At 72.3% G+C, this 17,690-nt stretch carries 15 protein-coding genes; 10 read left to right on the forward strand and 5 right to left on the reverse strand.

Annotation, left to right across the window (positions count from 1 at the left end; translation table 11 throughout):
- The first annotated feature begins 10 nt into the window (after window positions 1-10).
- The 3 genes from IF651_RS10430 (at window position 11) to IF651_RS10440 (ending at window position 8,652) form a co-directional block, all read left to right on the forward strand.
- Window positions 11-4,939, forward strand: a complete 4,929-nt coding sequence (locus IF651_RS10430) for a family 43 glycosylhydrolase (RefSeq protein ID WP_191829049.1) — start codon at window positions 11-13, stop codon at window positions 4,937-4,939.
- Window positions 4,940-5,175: 236 nt separating this feature from the next.
- Window positions 5,176-7,782, forward strand: a complete 2,607-nt coding sequence (locus tag IF651_RS10435; RefSeq protein ID WP_191829050.1) for an immunoglobulin-like domain-containing protein — start codon at window positions 5,176-5,178, stop codon at window positions 7,780-7,782.
- A gap of 201 nt (window positions 7,783-7,983) precedes the next feature.
- Window positions 7,984-8,652 carry a hypothetical protein gene (locus IF651_RS10440; protein WP_191829051.1) on the forward strand — a complete coding sequence of 223 codons (669 nt, stop codon included), beginning with the start codon at window positions 7,984-7,986 and terminating at the stop codon, window positions 8,650-8,652.
- On the opposite strand, the gene IF651_RS10445 is transcribed toward IF651_RS10440, so the two are convergent.
- Together IF651_RS10445 and IF651_RS10450 are read right to left on the reverse strand one after the other, a co-directional pair.
- On the reverse strand, window positions 8,613-9,311 hold the full coding sequence (locus tag IF651_RS10445) for an NAD-binding protein (protein ID WP_191829108.1): 699 nt from the start codon (window positions 9,309-9,311) through the stop codon (window positions 8,613-8,615). The two genes, IF651_RS10440 and IF651_RS10445, sit on opposite strands and share 40 nt — an antisense overlap.
- 97 nt (window positions 9,312-9,408) lie before the next feature.
- Window positions 9,409-10,785: a TrkH family potassium uptake protein gene (locus tag IF651_RS10450; RefSeq protein ID WP_191829052.1), complete on the reverse strand. Its 1,377-nt coding sequence runs from the start codon at window positions 10,783-10,785 to the stop codon at window positions 9,409-9,411.
- 177 nt (window positions 10,786-10,962) lie between these two features.
- Between IF651_RS10450 and IF651_RS10455 the strand changes: the two genes are divergently transcribed.
- Both IF651_RS10455 and IF651_RS10460 read left to right on the forward strand, forming a co-directional pair.
- Window positions 10,963-12,138: an acetoin utilization protein AcuC gene (locus tag IF651_RS10455; RefSeq protein WP_191829053.1), complete on the forward strand. Its 1,176-nt coding sequence runs from the start codon at window positions 10,963-10,965 to the stop codon at window positions 12,136-12,138.
- A 155-nt stretch (window positions 12,139-12,293) separates the two neighbouring features.
- Window positions 12,294-12,392 (forward strand): 30S ribosomal protein bS22, encoded by a 99-nt coding sequence (locus tag IF651_RS10460; RefSeq protein WP_003792170.1) that lies wholly within the window; start codon window positions 12,294-12,296, stop codon window positions 12,390-12,392.
- A gap of 75 nt (window positions 12,393-12,467) precedes the next feature.
- Here the strand turns inward: IF651_RS10460 and IF651_RS10465 are convergent, their stop codons facing one another.
- Both IF651_RS10465 and IF651_RS10470 read right to left on the reverse strand, forming a co-directional pair.
- A complete protein-coding gene (locus tag IF651_RS10465) occupies window positions 12,468-12,998 on the reverse strand; it encodes a GNAT family N-acetyltransferase (RefSeq protein ID WP_191829054.1) in 531 nt (176 codons plus the stop codon).
- 11 nt (window positions 12,999-13,009) lie between these two features.
- The gene (locus IF651_RS10470) at window positions 13,010-13,828 is read right to left on the reverse strand and encodes an HAD family hydrolase (protein WP_191829055.1); all 819 of its coding nucleotides are present in this window, start codon (window positions 13,826-13,828) and stop codon (window positions 13,010-13,012) included.
- Window positions 13,829-13,863: 35 nt separating this feature from the next.
- Between IF651_RS10470 and IF651_RS10475 the strand changes: the two genes are divergently transcribed.
- Together IF651_RS10475 and IF651_RS10480 are read left to right on the forward strand one after the other, a co-directional pair.
- Window positions 13,864-14,172, forward strand: a complete 309-nt coding sequence (locus tag IF651_RS10475) for a glutaredoxin family protein (RefSeq protein WP_191829056.1) — start codon at window positions 13,864-13,866, stop codon at window positions 14,170-14,172.
- Between the two features lie 57 nt (window positions 14,173-14,229).
- Window positions 14,230-14,907, forward strand: coding sequence for a redox-sensing transcriptional repressor Rex (locus IF651_RS10480; RefSeq protein WP_338403898.1), 678 nt, complete (start codon window positions 14,230-14,232; stop codon window positions 14,905-14,907).
- Window positions 14,908-14,986: 79 nt separating this feature from the next.
- Here the strand turns inward: IF651_RS10480 and IF651_RS10485 are convergent, their stop codons facing one another.
- Window positions 14,987-15,538, reverse strand: a complete 552-nt coding sequence (locus IF651_RS10485) for a YceI family protein (protein ID WP_191829057.1) — start codon at window positions 15,536-15,538, stop codon at window positions 14,987-14,989.
- Between the two features lie 101 nt (window positions 15,539-15,639).
- On the opposite strand from IF651_RS10485, the gene IF651_RS10490 reads away from it, so the two are divergent.
- Genes IF651_RS10490 through IF651_RS10500 form a run of 3 tightly spaced genes read left to right on the forward strand, consistent with a single transcriptional unit; the run spans window position 15,640 to window position 17,687 of the window.
- Window positions 15,640-16,152, forward strand: coding sequence for a MarR family winged helix-turn-helix transcriptional regulator (locus IF651_RS10490; protein WP_191829058.1), 513 nt, complete (start codon window positions 15,640-15,642; stop codon window positions 16,150-16,152).
- Between the two features lie 60 nt (window positions 16,153-16,212).
- Entirely contained in the window at window positions 16,213-16,884 is a 672-nt protein-coding gene (locus tag IF651_RS10495; RefSeq protein WP_191829059.1) for a histidine phosphatase family protein, read from the forward strand.
- A gap of 8 nt (window positions 16,885-16,892) precedes the next feature.
- Complete coding sequence (locus IF651_RS10500; RefSeq protein ID WP_191829110.1) at window positions 16,893-17,687, forward strand: redoxin domain-containing protein; 795 nt, start codon at window positions 16,893-16,895, stop codon at window positions 17,685-17,687.
- Window positions 17,688-17,690: the final 3 nt, after the last annotated feature.

A 17,690-nucleotide genomic window follows, 5' to 3' on the forward strand; every position in this document is an offset into this window, starting at 1 on the left:
GGAGTCACCGATGACCTCACGCCACGACTCACCACCCATCACCCGGTCCGACACGAGAACAGGACGACGGGCGCTCGCCGGTCTCCTCGGTCTCGCCCTCGTCGCGCCGCTCGCACCCACGGCAGCGGCTGCTGCGACGCCGGCCGCAGGATCGACGACCACGGCCCTCGCTGCCGCCGCGCCGACGACCGACGGGCTCGAGCTCTGGCTCCCGCTCGACGAGACCGCGGGCACGGTCGCACACGACGCGTCGGGCAACGGCCTCGACGGCACGCTGACCGGGACCGGCGGTGGGTGGCGCGAGGGCCAGGGGCTGACGTTCGGCGGCTCGAACCACGTCGACCTCCCCGACGACGTGCTCGCCGGCCACGACGCGGTCACCGTCAGCGCCGACGTCTGGGTCGACACCTCCCTGACCGGCAACTACTTCTTCTACAACCTCGGCAACACCGCCGTCGGCAGCCCGCAGACGGGTGACGGCTACCTGTTCTCGTCGGGCAACGCGAACTACCGCGCGTCGATCTCGGACCTCGCGTGGGGCCGCGAGCAGAACACGGCGAAGGCGCCCGCGGGCGCGCTCGCGCGGGGCGTCTGGAAGACGATCACCTACACGCTCGGCGAAGGCACCGGCACCCTCTACGAGGACGGCGCGCAGGTCGGCCAGAACGCGGCGGTCACGATCACGCCCGGCGACATCGGGGACGGCTCGACCACCGCCAACTACCTCGGGAAGTCGGCGTACGCCGCGGACAACCTGTTCAGGGGCCGCATGAAGGACTTCCGGCTCTACGACCGCGCGCTCACCGCCGCCGAGGTCGCGGATCTCTCGGCCGACGCGGCAGCCGACGCCGTCGCCGCCGACGCGGCAGCGCTCGACCTCGGCGACACGACCGCCGTCGTCACGGACCTCGACCTGCCGGCCAAGGGCGTCGGCGGCTCCGCGGTCACGTGGACCACGTCCGACGACGGCGTCGTCGCCGCCGACGGGACCGTGACCCGCCCCGCGGCGGGGGCGGAGCCGACCACCGCGACGCTGACCGCGACCGTGTCCCTGCGGGGCGCGAGCGTGACCCGCACGTTCGACGTGACGGTGCTCCCGGGCGACGGGGACCAGGCCAAGGCCGACGCCGCGGCCGCGGCGCTCGAGGTCACGAACCTCGACGACGTGCGCGGCAACCTCGACCTGCCCACGGCCGGTCTGCACGGCGCGGACGTGGCCTGGGCCACGTCGTCGGGCACCATCACGCCGACCGGTGACGTCACCCGCCCCGCGTACGGCGAGGACGCCGACGACGTCATCCTCACCGCGACCGTCACCGTCGGGGACGCGACCACCGTGCGCGAGCTGACGGCCCACGTCCCGGCGCTTCCCGAGCAGGAGGACCTCGAGGGCTACCTGTTCTCGTACTTCGTCGGTGAGGGCACCTCGAACGGCGAGCAGGTCTACTTCGGGCTCAGCCAGGGCAACGACGCGCTGAACTACCAGAACCTCAACGACAACCAGCCGGTCCTCACGTCCGAGCTGGGGGAGAAGGGGCTGCGCGACCCGTTCATCATCCGCTCGCCCGAGGGCGACAAGTTCTACCAGATCGCGACCGACCTGCGGATCTACGACGGGAACGGCTGGGACGCCGCGCAGCGTCAGGGCTCGAGGTCGATCATGGTGTGGGAGTCCACGGACCTCGTGAACTGGACCGACCAGCGGCTCGTCGAGGTCTCCCCGGAGACCGCGGGGAACACGTGGGCGCCCGAGGCGTACTACGACGAGTCCATCGGCGCCTACGTCGTGTTCTGGGCCTCGAAGCTCTACGCCGAGGACGACCCGGGGCACACCGGCGACAGCTACAACCGCATGATGTACGCCACGACGCGTGACTTCGTGAACTTCAGCGAGGCGCAGGTCTGGATCGACCCCGGGTACTCGGTCATCGACTCGACCGTCGCGCAGGACGACGACGGCACGTACTACCGGTTCACCAAGGACGAGCGGAACAACTCCTCGTCGACGCCGTGCTCGAAGTTCATCCTCTCCGAGAAGTCCGCCGAGCTGCGCTCGACCGACTACGACTTCGTCGCCGACTGCATCGGCAAGGCGAACTCGACCGGCCCGGGGATCAACCAGGGCGAGGGCCCGACGATCTTCCGGTCCAACGAGAAGGACACGTGGTACCTGTTCATCGACGAGTTCGGCGGGCGCGGCTACGTGCCGTTCGAGTCCGACTCGCTCGACGCGGCCGACTGGACCATGTCCACCGACTACGACATGCCGTCGCGCCCGCGCCACGGCACGGTGCTCCCGGTGACGCAGGCCGAGTACGACCGCCTGCTCTCCTCGTACCAGCCGGACGCGTTCGTCGAGTCCGTCGACGACGTCGAGGTCACGGTCCGGACCGGCTCCGCGCCGGTGCTCCCGGCGACCGTCTCGGCGCACTTCGCGGACGGCTCCACCGGACCGGCCGACGTGACGTGGGACGACGTCGACCCGGCGTCGTACGCGCAGCCCGGCGAGATCGTCGTCGAGGGGTCGCTGGCCCCCGGCACGAGCGTGCGTGCCCGCGCCGTGATCACGGTGACCGACGACGTCGTGCCGGTCGAGGGCGTGAGCGTCACGCCCGCGTCGCTCGAGATCGCGGTCGGCGGTGCGCGTCAGCTCACCGCGACGGTGACGCCCGCCAACGCGAGCGACCGGACGATCACGTGGTCGTCGGACGACGAGTCGGTCGTCACCGTGTCGGCGACCGGCCTCGTCAGCGCCGTCGCCGCAGGCCACGCCATGGTCACGGCCACGACCGCGGACGGCGAGCACACCGCGTACGTCGCGGTCGAGGTGAGCGAGGACCTGCCCGGGCTCGTCGTGCGGTACGCGCTCGACGAGACGAGCGGGACGTCGGCCGCGAACTCCGCGCCCGACAGCACGTTCGGTCCGGCGACCCTGACCAACGGGGCCGCGTTCGCCGGCGCCGACGGGGGCGTGACTCTCGACGGGACGGACGACTTCGTCGACCTGCCCGACGACCTGCTCGCCGGGCTCGAGGACGCGACGGTCTCCCTGGACGTCAGGATCGACCCGAGCCAGGCGACCCCGTACTTCATCTACGGGCTCGGCAACACGAGCGGCACGGCCGGCAACGGCTACCTGTTCACGACCGGCAACGCGTACCGCACGTCGATCGCGACGGGGAACTGGACCACCGAGCAGACCGTCACCAAGGGCTCGAACCTCGCGCGCGACGTCTGGAAGACCCTGACGTGGACGCTCGAGGACACCACGGCCGTGCTGTACGAGGACGGGGTGGAGGTCTCGCGCCAGGAGAACGTCACGACCGACCCGGGCGACATCGGCGACGGCACGACGCTCGCCAACTACATCGGCCGCTCGGTCTACACGAGCGACAGGTACCTCAAGGGGTCGGTGCGCGACTTCCGGGTCTACGACCGGGCGCTCGCGGCCGACGAGGTCTACGGGTTCGGTGCGAACCACACGTCGATCACCGGTGCCGAGCTCGACGAGCTCAAGGTGCCGGCGATCGTGGACGACGCGAGCTCGACCGTCACCCTCCCGGTGGTGCCGGGCACGGACCTCACGGCCCTCGACCCCGAGCTCACCGTCTCGCCGCTGGCCAGGGTCTCGCCCGAGAACGGTGCGGTCCAGGACTTCACCGAGCCGGTCGAGTACACGGTCACCGGGCCGGACGGGTCGTCGCGCACATGGACGGTCCAGGCGAAGATCATGAACAGCCCGGTCCTGCCGGGTCTGTACGCCGACCCGAACATCGTCCAGTTCGGCGACACGTTCTACATCTACGCGACGACGGACGGTTACGAGGGCTGGGGCGGCAAGGACTTCTACGTCTGGAAGTCCACCGACCTCGTCGACTGGGAGCGCTCGGACGAGCCGTTCCTCACGCTCGACGGCGAGAACGGGAACGTCCCGTGGGCCAGCGGCAACGCCTGGGCGCCGACGATCATCGAGCGGGACGGGAAGTACTACTTCTACTTCTCCGGCCACAACCCGACGTACGAGCGCAAGACGATCGGCGTCGCGGTGGCCGACAGCCCCGAGGGTCCGTTCACCGCGCAGCCCGAGGCGATGATCACCAACGGCGAGGCCGTCACGTCGGGCCAGGCGATCGACCCCGCGGCGTTCCAGGACCCCGAGACCGGGAAGTACTACCTGTTCTGGGGCAACGGCTCGCCGCTGTACGCGGAGCTGTCCGACGACATGCTCTCGGTGAAGCAGGACACGATCCGCCGGATCAGCGGTCTGAACGACTTCCGCGAGGGGCTGTTCCTCAACTACCGGGACGGGCTGTACCACCTCACGTACTCGATCGACGACACCGGGTCGGAGAACTACCGGGTCGGCTACGCGACGTCGACGAGCATCGACGGGCCGTGGACCTACCGCGGCGTCATCCTGTCGAAGGACACGACGCAGGGGATCCTCGGGACCGGCCACAGCTCGATCCTCAACGTCGCCGGCACCGACGACTGGTACGTCGCCTACCACCGCTTCGGCATGCCGGGGGGCAACGGCAACCACCGCGAGACGACGATCGACCGGCTGACGTTCGGCGAGGACGGCCTCATGCAGACCGTCACGCCGACGCTCGAGAGCGTGGAGCCGGTCGACGTCGCCCCGCAGCCCGAGGTGCAGCTCACCGTGGAGGCGACCCCGCGCTGCCTCGCGGGCAAGGTCTACCTCGCGGTCCGCGCGACGAACGCGGGCGACGTGCCCGCCGACGTCACGCTGACGACGCCGTTCGGCGAGAAGCGGTTCGCCGACGTCGCCCCCGGGAAGAACGCGTACCAGTCGTTCGCGACCCGCGCGACGGACGTCCCGTCGGGCACGGCCACGGTGACGGGCACGGCGACGCTGGACGGCACGCGGACGACGACGCCGTACGACGTCACCTACGCCGCCACCACCTGCGGCTGACCCACCCCGCGAGGTAGAACCACAGGTCGCGAGGTAGCACCCCCCGGGTGCTACCTCGCGACCGCCGGTCCTACCTCGCGCAACGCACATCCCACGCGACGCGGAGCCGCACCAAGACCCCCCCCCCCGGGCGGCCAACACCCCCGGGGCGGGGCCCCCCCCCCCGCCCCCCCCCCCCCCCCCACCGCCGGTCCTACCTCGCGCAACGCACATCCCACTCGACGAGGAGCAGCACCATGACAGAAGAGACGACGCGCCGAGCTGCCCGACGGCGGCGGCGCACCACCGGCATCGCCGTCGGGCTGGTCGGGGCCCTGGCCGCGACGATGCTGGGTTCGGCGGGGGCGACCGCCGCGCCCGTCGCGAGCGCGGTCGGCGGGGCCGACGACGCGGGGCTCGTCGCGTGGTACCCGCTCGACGCGGCCAGCACGTCGGGCGGCACGACGGCGAACCTCGCCGCCGGGTCGACGTTCGGTGCGGCGACCGTGAACGGGGCGCAGGCCACCGCCGACGGGCTCACGCTCGACGGCACCGACGACTACGTCGACCTCCCGGACGACATCCTCGCCGGGCTCACGGACGCGACGGTCAGCCTCGACGTCCTCGTCGCGACCGACCAGGCCACGCCCTACTTCATCTACGGGCTCGGCAACAGCAGCGGCAGCAACGGCAACGGCTACCTGTTCACGACCGGCAACGCGTACCGCACGTCGATCGCGACGGGGAACTGGTCCACCGAGCAGACCGTCACCAAGGGCTCGAACCTGACGCGCGGCGTCTGGAAGACCCTGACCTACACGCTCTCGGGCACGACCGCGACGCTCTACGAGGACGGCGTCCAGGTCGAGCAGGCCACGAACGTCACGACCGACCCGGGCCAGATCGGGGCCGGGGCGACCACGGCGAACTACGTCGGCCGGTCGCTGTACTCGGGCGACCGGTACCTCAAGGGCCAGGTGCGCGACTTCCGCCTCTACGACCGCGCGGTCACCGCGGCCGAGGCGGCCGAGCTCGCGACCGAGACCTCCACCGCAGCGGTCGACGCCGATGCCGCGACGCTCGACCTCGGTGTCACGAGCGCGGTCACGGCGGACCTCGTGCTGCCCACGGCCGCCGCGCAGGGCTCGCTCGTCACGTGGTCGTCGTCCGACCCGGCGGTCGTCTCCGCGACCGGCGACGTCACGCGCCCCGCAGCGGGCGAGGACGACGCGACGGTGACCCTCACCGCGCTCCTCACGCGGGGCGCCGTCGCGCGCACCGTGACGTTCGAGGTCACGGTGCTCGCCGAGCTGGACGCGGCCGAGGCCGCGCAGTGGGACGCCGAGCACGTGTCGATCCCGAACCTGGACGACGTGCGCGGCAACATCACGCTCCCGGACGAAGGCGTGAACGGCTCGTCGCTCACCTGGGTCAGCGGGGACACCGCGACGATCTCGCCCACCGGTGAGGTGACGCGTCCGGCGTCCGGGGAGCAGGCCGTCGTCGTGCAGCTCACCGTCACGGCGTCCACGGACGGCGAGACCGCGACGCACGTCTACGAGGCCACGGTCCTGCCGCTGCCGGCCGAGGCGGACTACGAGGGCTACTTCTTCCCGTACTTCGAGGGGGAGAGCACGCCCGACGGCGAGTCGGTGTACTTCTCCGTGAGCGACGGCAACGACCCGCTCGACTGGATCGAGCTCAACGAGGGCGAGCCGGTGCTCACCTCCGAGCTGGGCGAGAAGGGCCTGCGCGACCCGTTCATCATCCGCTCGCCCGAGGGCGACCGGTTCTACCTGCTCGCGACCGACCTGCGGATCTACGGGGGCAACGACTTCGGCAACGCGCAGGAGCGCGGGTCGCTGAACCTCATGATCTGGGAGTCCACGGACCTCGTGCACTGGTCCGACCAACGGGCCGTGAAGGTCTCGAGCGACTACGCGGGCAACACGTGGGCGCCCGAGGCGTTCTACGACGCGCAGCGTGGCGAGTACATCGTCTACTGGGCCTCGGCGCTCTACCCGACGACCGAGACGGACGGCCGGCGGATCTCGACCAGCTACCAGCGCATGATGTACGCCACGACGCGCGACTTCGTGACGTTCACCGAGCCGCAGGTGTGGATCGACGAGAAGCGCGGCAACGGGCTCGGGATGATCGACTCGTCGATCGTCGAGGAGGACGGGACGTACTACCGGTTCACCAAGGACGAGGCGTACATGATCCCGCGCCTGGAGAGGTCGACGGACCTGCGCTCGACCGACTGGGAGCTCGTCGCGGAGAAGATCGGGCTCGGCCAGCCGAACCCGTGGGGCGGGACGTTCACGAACGGTGAGGGCCCGACGGCGTTCCGGTCCAACACCGAGGAGAAGTGGTACCTCTTCATGGACCAGCCCAGCTACCACGGCGGCCAGGGCTACATGGCGTTCGAGTCCACGGACCTCGACTCCGGGGACTGGACCTCGGTCGACGCGCACCTGCCCACGAGCCCGCGGCACGGGACGGTCCTGCCGATCACCGCTGCGGAGCAGGCTGCGGTCCTCGCGGCGTACGGGGACGAGCCGCCGGCACCAGAGCTCGCGCTCGACGTGCAGGTCGTGCCGCGCTGCCTGGCGGGCAAGGCGTACGTCGCGGTCCGCGCGACGAACGCCGACGAGGTCCCGGTCGACATCGCGCTGAGCACCCCGTACGGCGCGAAGTCGTTCGCGGACGTGGCCCCGGGCAAGAACGCGTACCAGTCGTTCGCGGTGCGGGCCCCGTCGGCGGCGGCGGCCGGCGTGACCGTCACGGCGACGGGCGTCGTCGAGGGCGAGACCGTCACCTCGACCGAGGCGCTGGACTTCGGGGCGGTCGACTGCGCCTGACCCCCGCCGAGACGTGAGCTGCCGCTCCTGAATCACCGGATCAGGGGCGGCAGCTCACGTCTCGGCACTTCTGGGTCGGGTGAAGTGCGGGTAGTTCTGGCTTCAACCGCCGTCGGGATGGCAGGATGTCCTTGCTGGACGACCGTCCAGAAGGGGCTCGGGCCGTCCCGACCGCTGCCGCACGAACGACGAGGTTCCCGCGTGACGATGCTCAAGCGCCTGCTGGCAGCGACGGTGGTCGCCGGTGCCCTGACCCTGACCCTGACGAGCGTACCGGCCGTCGCCGCGACGGAGCCGGGCCCCACGGGCGTCGACGTGCACGTCACGATCAGCGACCGCACCGTGCCCGACGACGCGAGCGTCGTCGTCGAGGGCGAGCGCCCGTTCCGTGTGGGCGGGGAGATCGTCGTGGTCGCGAGCGGCTTCGCTCCGCAGACCGACTACGCGGTGTGGTTGCACAGCGACCCGGTGCTTCTCGCCACGGTCACGACGGACGCGGCGGGTGATGCGCGCCTCACCGCGACGATCCCTCAGAGCGTCGACCCCGGCACGCACGACGTCCGCGTCGTGTCGAGCACCGGCGCCGAGGCGGTGTCCGAGCCGTTCCGCATCGAGGCGGCCACCGCACCGACGACCGACCCGACGGGCCCGACGGGTGGCGGCACGGATCCGGAGGACGGGACCTCGTCCGGCCCGGGTGCCACCGACGCGGCCTCGGGAGCGGACGACCTCGCCAGGACCGGAGCCGGCCTCACCGGGCTCGCGGCCCTCGCCGCCGCGGCGGTCACCGCCGGGGTGGTCCTGCGCCGCAACGCCGCTCAGGGGCGCGCTCAGGGCCGCGCCGCGAACCGCTCCAGCAGGTCGGCGTGACCGGAGCAGATGAGCAGGTCGTTCGCGCTGATCCGGGACTCCGGCGTCGCGTAGACGAAGTCCTCGCCCGGTGACTTCACCCCGATCACGGTGACGCCGTAGCGCCCCCGGATCTTCGACTGCTCGAGGGTGAAACCCTGCACCTCGCGCGGCGGGCGCATCTTGACGATCGTGAAGCCGTCCTCGACCTCGATGTAGTCCAGCAGCTTCCCGGACACCAGGTGCGCCACGCGCTTGCCCGCGTCGGCCTCGGGGAACACGACGTGGTGCGCGCCGATCCGCTGCAGGATCCGTCCGTGCTCGGCCGAGATCGCCTTGGCCCAGATCTGCGGGGTCCCCAGGTCCACGAGGTTGCCGGTGATGAGCACGCTCGCCTCGAGCGACGTGCCCACGCCGACGACGGCGGCCGGGAAGTCGCGTGCGCCGAGCTGCTCCAGCGCCACGGGGTTCGACGCGTCCGCCTCGACGAGGGGAAGCTGACCGCTCCACTGCGCGACGAGATCCGCGTCGCGCTCGACGGCGAGGACGTCCTGTCCGAGCCGGTCGAGGGTCGAGGCGATCGCGGAGCCGAAGCGGCCGAGCCCGATGACCAGCACGCCCGCGTCCTTCGCGGAGCGGGAGTCGCCACGGCGCGTGCGCTCGCGGCTGCGTTCGGCGATGCGCTGCGCGACGGCGTCGTTCGACCTGGGGGTGTCGTCACGCGGCTGCTTGTCGGTCACTGCGGTCCTCCTGGACGCGATGGGGACGGGGACGGGGTCACCCGATGATCGGACGTTCCTCCGGGTAGCGAACGATACGGCGTCGGTCGCGCAGCGCGAGCGCGGCGGCGAACGTCATGGTCCCCGTGCGGCCGACGAACATGAGGACGACCAGGACGTACTTCCCCGCGTCCGGGAGCGTGGGAGTGATCCCGGTGCTCAGCCCGACGGTCGCGAACGCGGAGATCGTCTCGAACAGCACGACGTCCAGGGACTCCCCGGTGATCTCGAGCAGCAGGAGGCTGGCGAGCAGCACGGCGCTCGCGCCGACGAACGTCACGGCGACGGCGAGGCGCAGGGTGTCACGGGGGATGCGCCGCCCGTAGACGTCCATGTCCCGGTCCCCGCGGGCCTCCGCGACGATCGCGAGGAGCATGACGGCGAGGGTCGTGACCTTGATGCCACCGGCGGTCGACGCCGAGCCGCCGCCGACGAACATCAGCGCGTCGGTGAGCAGCCAGCTCGCCTCGTGCATGCCGGCGGTGTCCACGGTCGAGAAGCCGCCCGAGCGCGGCATGACGCCGGCGAAGAGCGACGCGAGGATCTTCTCGTCGAACGGCAGGCCCGCGATCGTCTTCTGGTTCCCCCACTCGACCGCGCCGTAGAGCAGCGTCCCGATCCCCACGAGCGCGGCGCTCATGGTGAGCGTGATCTTGGTGTGCAGGCTCAGGCGCGAGACCCGGCGCCGGGTGCGCAGGACGTTGAGGATCACGGGGAAGCCGAGGGAGCCGATGAAGACGCCGAGGATGATCGGCAGGCACAGCATCCAGTCACCCACGTACGGGGTCAGGCCCTCCGGCGTCGGGACGAAGCCCGCGTTGTTGAACGCGGAGATGCCGTAGAAGATCCCGTGCCAGGCGGCCTCCCCGACGGTCTCCTCGAGGACGAGGAACCGTGGGAAGAGCAGCAGCGCGATGAGGAGCTCGAGCGCCGTGGATGTGATGATGACGACCCGCACCAGGGAGCCGACCTCGCCGAGCCGCGTCGTCTTCGTCTCGGACGCCGTGAGGAGCTTCTGCGTGAGCCCGATCCGCCGCGAGACGGCCATCCCGAGGATCGACGCGAGCGTCATGATCCCCAGCCCGCCCACCTTGATGCCGATCAGGATGACCACCTGGCCGTACGTGGACCAGTAGGTCCCCGTCGGCACGACCACGAGACCTGTGACGCACACGGCCGACGTCGCCGTGAACAGCGCGTCCACGAACGAGGCGGAGCGGCCGGAGGCCGTCGCCCACGGCGCGAGCAGCAGCGCCGTGAACAGCGCGACCACGGCGCCGAAGACGGTGACGGCGAGCCGTGCGGGCGATTGACGGGCCAGCCGGTCGACGATCTCGCGTCCCCGGAACAGGCGACCGGTCACGCCCGCCGCCATCGGTGCTCCCTCGTCCGGCCTGCCACCACGAGCGCAACTCTGCCATGCGGTGCGGGGCGAGTCATGTCGCCCCACCGCGCCGGACGCGGCCGGCCGGTTCCGGCGGCGCCGGCCGCGGGCTCGTCCGCAGCGCGGTCGGGGCGCGCGACGCGTCGCCGTCGCGCGTTACCGTGGCGCATGCCTTCGAGCTCGTGCGTCGCGTGGAGCCCGGACCTCCTGCGCTACGACTTCGGCCCGGGCCACCCGATGGCTCCCACGCGCCTCGACCTGACGATGGACCTGGTCACCGGGCTCGGCCTCCTCGAGGCCCCCGGAGTCCACGTCATGGCGCCCGTGCCCGTGCCCGACGACGTCCTCACCCTCGTCCACGACGCGGACTACGTGGCGGCCGTCCGCGCCGCGTCCGAGCACGGTGTCACCGATCCGGCGCGAGGTCTCGGCACGGAGGACGATCCCGTGTTCCCCGGGATGCACGACGCCGCGGCCCGGATCGTCGACGGCTCGTACCGCGCCGCGGGGCTGATCGCCGACGGGACCGTGGACCACGCCGTCAACGTCGCCGGGGGGATGCACCACGCGAAGGCGGGCGCGGCGTCGGGCTTCTGCATCTACAACGACGCGGCCGTCGCGATCCAGCGTCTCCTGGACGACGGCGTGGAGCGCGTCGCGTACGTCGACCTCGACGCCCACCACGGCGACGGCGTCGAGAGCATCTTCTGGGACGACCCGCGCGTGCTCACCGTCTCGGTGCACCAGAGCGGGACGACGCTCTTCCCCGGCACGGGCAACGCGGTCGACGTCGGCGGGCTGCACGCGCCCGGCAGCGCGGTCAACGTCGCGCTCCCGCGTCGGGCGGACGGTGTGCGGTGGCTGCGGGCCGTCGATGCCGTCGTGCCGCACGTGCTGCGCGCGTTCCGGCCCGGCGTGCTGGTCACCCAGCACGGGTGCGACGCGCACGGCGACGACCCGTTGTCCGACCTCGACGTGTCCGTCGCCGCGCAGCACACCGCCGCGACGCGCATGCACGACCTCGCGCACGAGCTCACCGACGGCCGCTGGCTCGCGCTCGGGGGCGGCGGGTACGCCGTGGCGCGCGTCGTGCCGCTCGTCTGGGCGGCGGTCGTGGGCGAGGTGGTGCACGCGCCCGTCGCGCCGGGACAGCCGCTCCCGGAGCGGTGGCGGCAGCGGGTGCTCGACGTCGCGGGCGTCCTCCCGCCCGAGGCGTTCGACGCGCTCGTGGAGCCGCGACCGTGGAGCGACGGGTTCGACCCGGCCGACGACGTCGACCGTGCCGTCATGTCGACCCGGCGGGCGGTCTTCCCCCACCTGGGCCTCGACCCGCACCACGACTGATCCCGACCGAGGCCGCGGGCGGCCGGCACCGGCCCGACGACGCGTTCTGCGCGGCCCCTCGGAGCGGGTAAGGTAGGGGGCGGATTTCTCTTGTGTTGGTCGGCGTGTCCTGACCGACCGCCACCATCACCATCCGACGAGCATTGCGAGGACCCATGGGCTCCGTCATCAAGAAGCGCCGCAAGCGTATGGCGAAGAAGAAGCACCGCAAGCTGCTTCGCAAGACGCGTCACCAGCGCCGCAACAAGAAGTGACGTCCCGCGCGTCCTGACGCGCGCGACACCCGTACGAGCCCGGCACCCCGCGAGGGGTGGCCGGGCTCGCTGCGTCTACCGCTCGGAGCCGGCGTCGGGTCGCACCGTCGTGCCCGTGCGCACGGGGAGGTCCTTCTCGAACGCCTCGTCCGTCTCCGAGGTCTGGTGCTCGCCGTCGTGGTCGACATAGGTGTAGGTCGTGGTGGTGAGGCGACCGGTGCCGACGTACCCGAGCCGCTCGTAGAGTCGGCGCGCGCCCGGGTTGTCGATGGCGACGCCGAGCGCGAGCCGGCCGTACGGCAGGCAGAGCTGCTCCGCGAACGTGACGACGGCGCTCCCCACCCCGCGGCCACGGGCCTCGGGTTCCACCTGGAGATTTCGCAGCTCGGGCGGGTCGCTGATCACCACCTCGGCCGTCGCGACAGGACGTCCGCCGAGCCATGCGGCGACGTGGTGGGAACGCCCCTCTCGCTGACGAGCGAAGGCTCGGACCGCGATGTCCGCGCCCGGCGCCTCCCTCGCCGCGAGCGCCTGCACGTCCGCGGCTGTGACGGTCCCGACCACGAGACCGGTGGCGCGCGACGGATGCTCCTCGGGCACGGGCATGTCGTCCAGCCTCAGAGGCGGGAGATCCGCCGGTCGACGGCACGGCGCACGGAGCGCAGGACGAGCGCCCCGGCCCAGGCTGCGCCCGCCCAGCTCGCGGTGCGGACGCTGCTGCGGGCGACGCGGCGGCGCCGGCCGCGGAACTCGCGGATGGGCCACCCGACGTCCTGCGCGTGGCGGCGCAGCCTGGCGTCGGGGTTGATCGGGCACGGGTGCCCGACCTCCTGCATCATCGTCACGTCGTTGAGCGAGTCGCCGTAGGCGTAGGACGCGTCGAGGTCGATGCCCTCGCGCTCGGCGAGCTCCCGGACCCCGGCGGCCTTGGCGCGACCGTGCATCATGTCGCCGACGAGCCGGCCCGTGTAGTAGCCGCCCTCGTGCTCGGCGATCGTGCCCAGCGCGCCGGTGGTGCCGAGGCGGCGGGCGATGAGGTCCCCGATCTCGACGGGGGTCGCGGACACGAGCCAGACCTGGTTCCCGGCGGCGAGGTGCTCGTCGATGAGCCGGCGCGTCCCCGGGTAGATGCGCAGCGAGAGGACGGTGTCGTAGACCTCCTCGCCGATCGCCGTGACCTCCGCGACCGAGCGCCCCGCGATGAGCGAGAGCGCGCGCGAACGGATCCGGTCGATCTGGGCCTTGCTCTCGCCGAGCAGCAGGTACCGCGTCTGGTGCACGGCGAACCGGACGAGGTCGGCCGTGGAGAAGAACTCCCGCTGGTACAGCGCCCGCGCGAGGTGGAACGCGGACGCGCCGCGGATGACGGTGTTGTCGACGTCGAAGAACGCCGCCGTGCGGCGGGCGGGCACCTCCGGCCCGGGTGACGTCGGCATGCTGTCCACTCTAGCCGCGCCCGTAGCCTGGGGACATGAGCACTCCACCCCCAGCGAGCACCGGGCACGGCACCGCGCGCGTCCTGCTGTACGGGCGGCCCGGCTGCCACCTGTGCGACGACGCGCGGGCCGTCGTCGGGCAGGTGTGCGACGAGGCCGGGCAGCCCTGGGCCGAGATCGATCTCGACGCGCCGACCACGGACCCCGCGCTCCGCGCCGAGTACGGCGACTACGTCCCCGTGGTGACGGTGGACGGCGTGCAGCAGGGGTTCTGGCGCGTCGACGCGCGACGGCTCGCCCGCGCGGTGGGACGGATTTCGGACCGGGGCCCCGACCTGGGATGATCGGGTCGACGAGGAGCGACCGTCGACGACGACGGTCCCGGACGACGGTGGTGACGGGTGGCAGAGCAGATCATCGGCGAGGTGACGGTCCCAGGGATCCCGGTCGCGACCGTGGCGCGGCTCCCGTCCTACCTGCGGGCGCTGCGTGACCTGGTGGCCCGCGGCGTGGAGAAGACGTCGTCGGTCGAGCTCGCGGAGCTCTCCGGCGTCGGGCCCGCGCAGCTGCGCAAGGACCTGTCGTTCCTCGGTTCGTTCGGCACGCGCGGGGTCGGGTACGACGTCGGCTCGCTCGCGCAGTACATCGCCGATGCCCTCGGCCTGGCCGACGAGCACCGCATCGCGATCGTCGGGATCGGGAGCCTGGGGCACGCGCTCGCGAACTACTCGGGCTACTCCCAGCGCGGCTTCCACCTCGCGGCGCTGCTGGATGCGTCGCCGGACGTCGTGGGCCGGGACGTCGCGGGCATCGTCGTCGAGCACGTGGACGCGCTCGAGGACGTCGTCGCGCGCGAGGGCGTGAGCATCGTCGTGCTCGCGACCCCGGCCGCGCACGCCCAGGCCGTGGCCACCCGCGTGGTCGCCGCGGGCGTCAAGGAGATCCTCAACTTCGCGCCCCGGGCGCTGCAGGTGCCGACCGACGTGGACGTGCGCGGCGTCGACGTGGGCAGCGAGCTGCAGATCCTCGCGTTCCACTCGCAGGCCCGCGCCCTGGCCGAGGCGAGCGCGCAGAGCTGACGGGCAGGGGCCGGACGCACGACGACCCGCCCGGCAGCGCCGGACGGGTCGTCGTCGGTCCCGCTGACGCGGAGCGGGCTCAGCCCTGCTTGATGGTCGACACGTCGAGCGTGATCGTGACCTTGTCGCCCACGAGGACGCCACCGGTCTCGAGCGCGGCGTTCCAGGTGATGCCGAACTCCTTGCGGGAGATCTGCGTGGTGGCCTCGAACCCGGCGCGCGGGTTGCCGAACGGGTCGGTCGCGGTGCCGGCGAACTCGGTCGCGAGCTCGACGGGCTTGGTCACGCCGTTGATCGTGAGGTCGCCCGCGACCACGTAGTCGTCGCCGTCGTTGGTGATCGACGTCGAGGAGAACGACCAGGTCGACCTGTTCTCGGCGTCCCAGAAGTCGGCGCTGCGCAGGTGGTTGTCGCGGTTCTCGTCGCCCGTGCTGACGGAGGCGGCGTCGAGCTGGGCCGTGACGGACGTCGACTCGAGGTCCTCGCCGACGGTGATCGAGCCGTCGGTGATCGCGAGCGTCCCGCGCACCTTCGAGATGCCGGCGTGGCGGACCGTGAAGGCGGCCTGCGAGTGCGAGGCGTCGATGGCGTAGGTGCCGGTGGACAGTCCGGCGGGCAGCGGCGTGGCCATGGGTGCTCCTTGGGTCGTGGTAGTTGAAGGTTCAACCGGGTACGAGGGCGTGAACGCCCGACGTGCGTCGGCTATTCCCGCCAGGTGGGAGAATCGAGTCGATGCCCCAGGACGAACCCGCCGGCCGCACCGGCCGCACCGACCACGACGAGCAGCCCCGCTGGCTCGACGCCGAGCAGCAGCGGCTGTGGCGCGCCTACCTGGACGGGAGCGTGCGCTTCGTCGACGCGATGACCCGCGAGCACGACGAGCAGTCCGAGGTCTCGCTCTACGAGTACGAGCTGCTCGTGCGCCTGTCCGAGAGCCCCGACGGCGCGCTGCGCATGTCGGCGCTCGCGGACGGCCTGGCGCAGTCGCGCAGCAGGGTCACCCACACGGTCGCGCGGATGGAGACCCGGGGGCTCGTGCGCCGCTCGGCGACCGCGGACGACCGCCGTGGCGTCCTGTGCACCCTGACCGACGAGGGACGGCGCACGCTCGTGGTCGCCGCGCCCACGCACGTCGCCGCCGTGCGGCGCTACCTGGTCGACGTCCTCACCCCGGAGCAGTTCCGCGCGCTCGGCGAGGCGATGGCGGCGGTCGCCGCGGCGTGCCGGGAGGCCCGTCCCTCCTGACCCTCCTCGGGTGCCGCACCCCGGACGGGCGGACCCCGGAAGTTTGGGACACTGGTGCCCATGGTCTCCACCACCGTCCACCTCCTGCGCCACGGCGAGGTCCACAACCCCGGCGGCGTCCTGTACGGGCGCATCCCGGGCTACCACCTGTCCGAGCGCGGGCACGAGATGGCGCGGCGCGTGGCCGCGCACCTCGCGGGCGAGCCCGGGCCCGACGGCACGAGCAGGCCCCGCGCCGACCTGGCCCTGCTCGTCGCGTCGCCGCTGCAGCGCGCGCAGGAGACGGCGGCCCCGTCGTCCGAGGCGTTCGGCCTCGAGATCACCACGGACGACCGCGTCATCGAGGCGGCCAACCACTTCGAGGGCCTGACCTTCGGCGTCGGCGACGGCTCGCTGCGGCACCCGAAGCACTGGCCGTACCTGTGGAACCCCCTCCGCCCGTCCTGGGGCGAGCCGTACGTCGAGCAGGTCGCGCGCATGCGTGCCGCCGTCGCGGACGCCAGGGACCGGGCCGCGGGTCATGAGGCGCTGATCGTCAGCCACCAGCTGCCCGTGTGGCTCACGCGCCTCGCCTTCGAGAACCGTCGCCTGTGGCACGACCCGCGCAAGCGTCAGTGCTCGCTCGCGTCCCTCACGTCGCTGCGGTTCGAGGACGACGCGCTCGCCGCGATCCACTACAGCGAGCCCGTCGCCGACCTCCTGCCGGGGGCCGCGACCACGCCCGGAGCGTGACGTTCGTCATGTCTGGTGCCGCCACGCCGCCCGCAGGGGAGTTCTCCCAGGTGGCGTCCAGCCTGCGCGGGCAGTGTGCGACCCGTGATGCAGTCGTGACGCACCCGTGCCCCGACGCGCCCCGCGGGGTGCGCGCGCCGCGTCGTGCCCGTCGTGCCCGTCGTGCTGGTCGTCGCCCGGCCCGACCGGTCGGGCTCGTCGTGGCCGGCCTCGCGGTGTCGACGCTGCTCGCCGCCTGCACGGCCGAGTCGGGTGCGACCGCCACGGACGTCGTCGGGCAGGGGTACGTCTCGGGCGACGGGTCGGTCCGCACCTGGGAGCCCGACGACCGCGGCGACCCCGTCGTCCTCACCGGCACGGACTACGAGGGCGAGGACGTCGATACGAGCGACTGGACCGGTGAGGTCGTCGTGCTCAACACCTGGTACGCCGCGTGCGCGCCGTGCCGGGCCGAGGCGCCGGACCTCGTGGCCCTCGCGAACGACCGCGCCGACGACGGCGTCCACGTCCTCGGCATCAACACGACCGACGAGGCCGGCGCGGCGCTCGCGTTCCAGCGCACGTTCGAGATCCCGTACCCCTCGATCGACGACCGCAGCGGCGAGGTCGTCGCCACGCTGTCCGGGACCGTCCCGCTGCAGGCGGTGCCCTCGACCGTCGTGCTCGACGCCGAGGGCCGCGTCGCGGCGCGTGTCATCGGCCTGGCCGAGGGGTCCACGCTCGACGCGCTCGTCGGCGACGTGCTCGCCGAGGGCGGCGCACCCGCCGACGGCGACGACACCGCCGACGACGCGGCCGGGTGAGCC

The sequence above is a fragment of the Cellulosimicrobium arenosum genome (assembly GCF_014837295.1).
GTDB lineage: Bacteria > Actinomycetota > Actinomycetes > Actinomycetales > Cellulomonadaceae > Cellulosimicrobium > Cellulosimicrobium arenosum.

Coding starts and splice junctions, on each gene's coding strand:
- IF651_RS10430 (WP_191829049.1), top strand. CDS start 11: ATGACCTCACGCCACGACTCACCACCCATCACCCGGTCCGACACGAGA.
- IF651_RS10435 (WP_191829050.1), top strand. CDS start 5,176: ATGACAGAAGAGACGACGCGCCGAGCTGCCCGACGGCGGCGGCGCACC.
- IF651_RS10450 (WP_191829052.1), bottom strand. CDS start 10,785: ATGGCGGCGGGCGTGACCGGTCGCCTGTTCCGGGGACGCGAGATCGTC.
- IF651_RS10455 (WP_191829053.1), top strand. CDS start 10,963: ATGCCTTCGAGCTCGTGCGTCGCGTGGAGCCCGGACCTCCTGCGCTAC.
- IF651_RS10460 (WP_003792170.1), top strand. CDS start 12,294: ATGGGCTCCGTCATCAAGAAGCGCCGCAAGCGTATGGCGAAGAAGAAG.
- IF651_RS10465 (WP_191829054.1), bottom strand. CDS start 12,998: ATGCCCGTGCCCGAGGAGCATCCGTCGCGCGCCACCGGTCTCGTGGTC.
- IF651_RS10470 (WP_191829055.1), bottom strand. CDS start 13,828: ATGCCGACGTCACCCGGGCCGGAGGTGCCCGCCCGCCGCACGGCGGCG.
- IF651_RS10475 (WP_191829056.1), top strand. CDS start 13,864: ATGAGCACTCCACCCCCAGCGAGCACCGGGCACGGCACCGCGCGCGTC.
- IF651_RS10485 (WP_191829057.1), bottom strand. CDS start 15,538: ATGGCCACGCCGCTGCCCGCCGGACTGTCCACCGGCACCTACGCCATC.
- IF651_RS10490 (WP_191829058.1), top strand. CDS start 15,640: ATGCCCCAGGACGAACCCGCCGGCCGCACCGGCCGCACCGACCACGAC.
- IF651_RS10495 (WP_191829059.1), top strand. CDS start 16,213: ATGGTCTCCACCACCGTCCACCTCCTGCGCCACGGCGAGGTCCACAAC.
- IF651_RS10500 (WP_191829110.1), top strand. CDS start 16,893: ATGTCTGGTGCCGCCACGCCGCCCGCAGGGGAGTTCTCCCAGGTGGCG.